This window comes from Methylobacterium sp. WL103 (assembly GCF_008039885.1).
GTDB classification, from domain to species: domain Bacteria; phylum Pseudomonadota; class Alphaproteobacteria; order Rhizobiales; family Beijerinckiaceae; genus Methylobacterium; species Methylobacterium cerastii.
This window is the reverse complement of record NZ_VRUX01000820.1, coordinates 1-1,500: the sequence shown is the minus strand read 5'-3', so window position 1 is coordinate 1,500 and position 1,500 is coordinate 1. Positions and strand designations below refer to the sequence as shown.

3 protein-coding genes and 1 pseudogene are annotated in these 1,500 nt (G+C 72.8%); 1 reads left to right on the top strand and 3 read right to left on the bottom strand.

The annotated features are described in order from the left end of the window. Positions 1-185: 185 nt before the first annotated feature. From FV222_RS30150 to FV222_RS25790, 3 genes are all read right to left on the bottom strand, one after another. On the bottom strand, positions 186-338 hold the full coding sequence (locus FV222_RS30150; RefSeq protein ID WP_187275257.1) for a hypothetical protein: 153 nt from the start codon (positions 336-338) through the stop codon (positions 186-188). After that, positions 332-577 (bottom strand): hypothetical protein, encoded by a 246-nt coding sequence (locus tag FV222_RS25795; protein WP_147763384.1) that lies wholly within the window; start codon positions 575-577, stop codon positions 332-334. The genes FV222_RS30150 and FV222_RS25795 overlap by 7 nt, the downstream gene beginning before the upstream one ends. 113 nt (positions 578-690) lie before the next feature. Further along, on the bottom strand, positions 691-933 hold the full coding sequence (locus FV222_RS25790) for a 3',5'-cyclic-nucleotide phosphodiesterase (RefSeq protein WP_147754178.1): 243 nt from the start codon (positions 931-933) through the stop codon (positions 691-693). 186 nt (positions 934-1,119) lie between these two features. Here FV222_RS25790 and FV222_RS25785 point away from each other — a divergent pair. Next, positions 1,120-1,500 (top strand): annotated as a pseudogene (locus FV222_RS25785) (UV damage endonuclease UvsE); the annotation flags it as partial.

Below are 1,500 nucleotides of genomic sequence, written 5' to 3'. Positions count from 1 at the left end.
TCGCCGCACGGCTCGGGCCGGCGAGGGCGCTCGCGGTCGGCGCGACCTTAGAGGGCTTTCGGCCCGGCGGGATACCGACCGGACGAAAGAAAGCGCGTCACGCGACCGGTCGTCGACGCCTCTTGCCGAACGCGCGCAGATCGACGGCACACGACGCTTCCTGCCCCGTCGAGCCCGGACGTCCGTCAGGCCGGGAGAAGCTGGATCAGCAGGTCGCCGACGAGGAGGACGAGGAGGGCCGCGCCGATATAGGCCGGCATCCGGCTCGTGCGCCCGCGTTCCCAGACCGGGAACGCCGCGACGTCCTCCGCGTCGTCGAGGCGGCCGAGCCTCAGCACGGCGCCGGGGACCGGGCGTCGGCGAAGGCCGGGGGGACGCGGTCGGCGGCCCGTTCGGCGTCGGCGATCTCGCGGATCAGGTCGGCGCGTTGCGCGTCGACGAGGTCGGGCAGGATGTCGTCGTCGCACGCGTCGATCGCCGCGATCAGGCGGAAGCCCGACCCGATGCGCTCGAAGGCGACCCGGACCTCGCGCTGCGCGTAGGGGTCGTGCGGGTCGAGGCAGACATGCTCGGGCATGGTATCGGGACGCGATGCCGCCGAGGCGGCGAGGGCGTCCGCTTAAGGGGGTCGCGTGACGGCCGGATGACGGGCGCGGGCGCCCGTCGTCGAGGTCCTCTCCTCGGTAGGCCCTACTTGCCGCCGGACTGCGCGTAGGCGTCGATCGCCCGGCGGCAATTCTCCGTCAGCGCGTCGCGGTTCTTCTTGAAGCACGCGTCCATCGCCGGATCGTCGGGATCGATGTCGCCGCAGAGTTTCAGCGCGTCTCCGGTGCAGTACTTCTTCAGGTCCGCGTTGCCGCGCGTCGAGGCGGGGGCCGCGAGGGCCGGGACGGCGGTGAGGGCGAGGACGAGGGCTAGCAGGGCGGCGCGCATCGTGGCTTCCAGATGAGAGGATCTTGGGCGGCTCGAGGATGGTCGTTCGGTCGAGGTCCACGGCAAGGAACGCCGCACCGTGCGAAACGGCTCCGTCGTGGCCGGCCCGCGCGCCTGCGGCATCGACCGCCGGCGGCGATGCGCGGATCGGATGTGACGAAACCCGGCGCCCGGCGTTCTCGACCCATGATCGATGATGCGCCTCGCTTCGGCTTCTGCTGCAAGTTCGTGCTCACGCCGCCCCCGGACGGCTTCAAGACCCTGAAGGCCGCCCGCGAGGCGACGCTTCGGATGAACCTCACCAACGCGACCATGGCCTCCCTGACGGCGCTGGCGCCGGCGGCGCGCCGCGCGAAGATCGAGGGCCTGGTGCGCCACAACCTCGGGGCCCTGGAGCGCCAGATCGCCTGGGTCGCCGGGCGCCCGCCGATCGAGCGGCTGCTGCGCATGGCGAGCAACGTCCTGCCGGGCTACACCCACCCCGTGGCGCGGGACATCTACGCCGAGCCCGAGATGCGCCGCCTCGTGGAGGCGGGCCTCGCCCGCTGCGGCGAGGCCGCCCGCGCA

Coding starts and splice junctions, on each gene's coding strand:
- FV222_RS25795 (WP_147763384.1), bottom strand. CDS start 577: ATGCCCGAGCATGTCTGCCTCGACCCGCACGACCCCTACGCGCAGCGC.
- FV222_RS25790 (WP_147754178.1), bottom strand. CDS start 933: ATGCGCGCCGCCCTGCTAGCCCTCGTCCTCGCCCTCACCGCCGTCCCG.